Source organism: Algibacter sp., assembly GCF_049667265.1.
GTDB lineage: Bacteria > Bacteroidota > Bacteroidia > Flavobacteriales > Flavobacteriaceae > Algibacter_B.
This window is the reverse complement of the sequence record NZ_JBATHX010000281.1, coordinates 1-2,161: the sequence shown is the minus strand read 5'-3', so window position 1 is coordinate 2,161 and position 2,161 is coordinate 1. Positions and strand designations below refer to the sequence as shown.

Below are 2,161 nucleotides of genomic sequence, written 5' to 3'. Positions count from 1 at the left end.
AAAGAAAAACACTCAATACCTTCTTTATTATATGAAATAAAACCTGCAAAATCTGCAAACTTTTTGCGCGAACTAAACTCTGCTAAAAACTTGGTGTCGTTTTCTAAATCCTCGTATTTATCTAATTGCGATTTTAAAACCTCATAAGTGGCTTTGGTATCAGCCTCAGCGCTATGTGCATTATCCAAACTTTCATCACAATAAAACTTGTACGCTGCACTTAAAGTACGTTGCTCCATTTTATGAAAAATGGTTTGCACATCAACAGCCAACGTGTTCTTCATATCAAAATCAACATCTGCACGAAGCATTTCTTCAGCTAATAAAGGAATATCAAAACGGTTAGAATTAAACCCTCCTAAATCAGAATCCTTAATCATATTATAAACATCTTTAGCCAATTCCTTAAACGTTGGTTCGTTTGCCACCTTCTCGTTAGTTATTCCATGAATGGCAATAACCTCAGCTGGAATTTTCATTTCAGGATTTACCAACCAGGTTTTACTTTCTTCAGTACCATTAGGAAACACTTTAAGTATTGAAATTTCAACTATTCGATCTTTAGATATATTGATTCCTGTTGTTTCTAAATCGAAAAAACAGATTGGTTTTGTTAAGTTTAATTGCATTCGTTTATGGTATGTTTATTGCAAATATACTTTTAAAATTTGTTTAAATTTGCAACACTCATGAAATCAAACTCAAAACTCAAATTTTTAGTTTTTCTGCTATTTTTCTTTTCAATAAATAGCTTTGCGCAAAATTTAAGTGGTGATAAAGTAACGCTTATTGAAAAACAAAATGGAAAACGTTTAGAGCTATATGCTAAAAACATAGACACTATAAGTTACGTTGTATTTTTAAGAGTTACGACCGAAGATTACAGACGAAGCAGTAACCGCCCTGTTCTAAAACCTATTGAACCAAATAGCGAAACTCACCTACTAACACTTATTAAACTGGCCGAATCGGCTGGCGAATATGAACACCAATTTATTGTAAATGAAATGAGTGTAAATCTTCAATTTAGAAAAGACGATGAAGACCTTCAAATAAATTTTGACGACGCTTTAAAAACTGCAAATATTACCATTTACACATCCGAAAATTGTGATTTTTGCGAGGAAACAAAAACTCTTTTTAACAAAAACGTAGTAGCTTTTAATGAAAAGCATCTTGAAAAAGATAAAGCAACATTAATTAAAACATTAAAAGCATCTGGTAAATCAATCGAAAATCTTGATGAAGAAATTTTTATAATTGAAATAGAATCAGATATTTACAAAGGTATAACCAACAAAAAACAGCTTTTAGAAGTGCTGAAAAAACATATTGAATAAAGTTTAAAGTAAAATAACCTTGTGTTTAACTATAAACACATTGAAGCTTTATATTTTTATCTTTCTTTTAAAAATTTATTTTTATGAAATTCCCAATCTGTGTCATTAAATAAATTAGAAAAAGGCGTTGCTATAAAACCATATTGTAGAAAAAACTCTCCATTTGGTTTTATTAAAACATATCTAAATTTTTCATCCTTATAATTAAATAACTTCTTTAGTACATCTCCATTGTCTTTATGCCATTTCAAGCCTTGAATCTTATCGGAATCTCCATTATTTTCGCCATAAAACATTAACAGTTCAACACTTTTTTTATAATCGCTATGATGTCCTCTAATATATTCATTATTTAACCTATGATACGCTTTAAAATTCATAAAAGTTTTAATTTTCCCGCTCTCTTTCTTCCATTGTCTATGAGTATAATTCATGGTGCGACTATTACTAAAACTCCTCTTTTTCAAGGTATCTCCAGCATTGCTAATAAGATAGATTACATTCTTTAATGGAAAATCAGATTTACTTTTCAAAGTATCTTTATAAAAGGATGATAAAATTTTTGTGGTATCAACTTCATGTCTTGATGATAACGACTTAAATAATTGAGTTTTGCTATCATCAGTTAATTTTCCAAAACAATAAAGTAACTTCAATTTCATTTCAACCAATGTATCCGTTGTATACATGGTTGCTTCGTAGAAATCTTTCTCTATTTTATTCTTAAATCTCTCTTTGTTTATTTTAACGCCATCTAGATTAAAATATAATGTGTCAGATTGAGAAAATGCATTTGAAGAAAATAATGTGACACATAAAAA

3 protein-coding genes are annotated in these 2,161 nt (G+C 29.2%); 1 reads left to right on the top strand and 2 read right to left on the bottom strand.

The window, feature by feature from the left end; genetic code table 11:
- Positions 1-629, bottom strand: a 629-nt coding sequence (locus WBN21_RS10520) for an exonuclease domain-containing protein (RefSeq protein WP_424200058.1), incomplete at its 3' end; no start/stop codon positions are given.
- A 60-nt stretch (positions 630-689) separates the two neighbouring features.
- Between WBN21_RS10520 and WBN21_RS10515 the strand changes: the two genes are divergently transcribed.
- The gene (locus tag WBN21_RS10515) at positions 690-1,340 is read left to right on the top strand and encodes a hypothetical protein (RefSeq protein ID WP_424200056.1); all 651 of its coding nucleotides are present in this window, start codon (positions 690-692) and stop codon (positions 1,338-1,340) included.
- 56 nt (positions 1,341-1,396) lie between these two features.
- Here WBN21_RS10515 and WBN21_RS10510 read toward each other — a convergent pair.
- A partial coding sequence (locus WBN21_RS10510) for a hypothetical protein (protein ID WP_424200054.1) occupies positions 1,397-2,161 on the bottom strand: 765 nt, incomplete at its 5' end.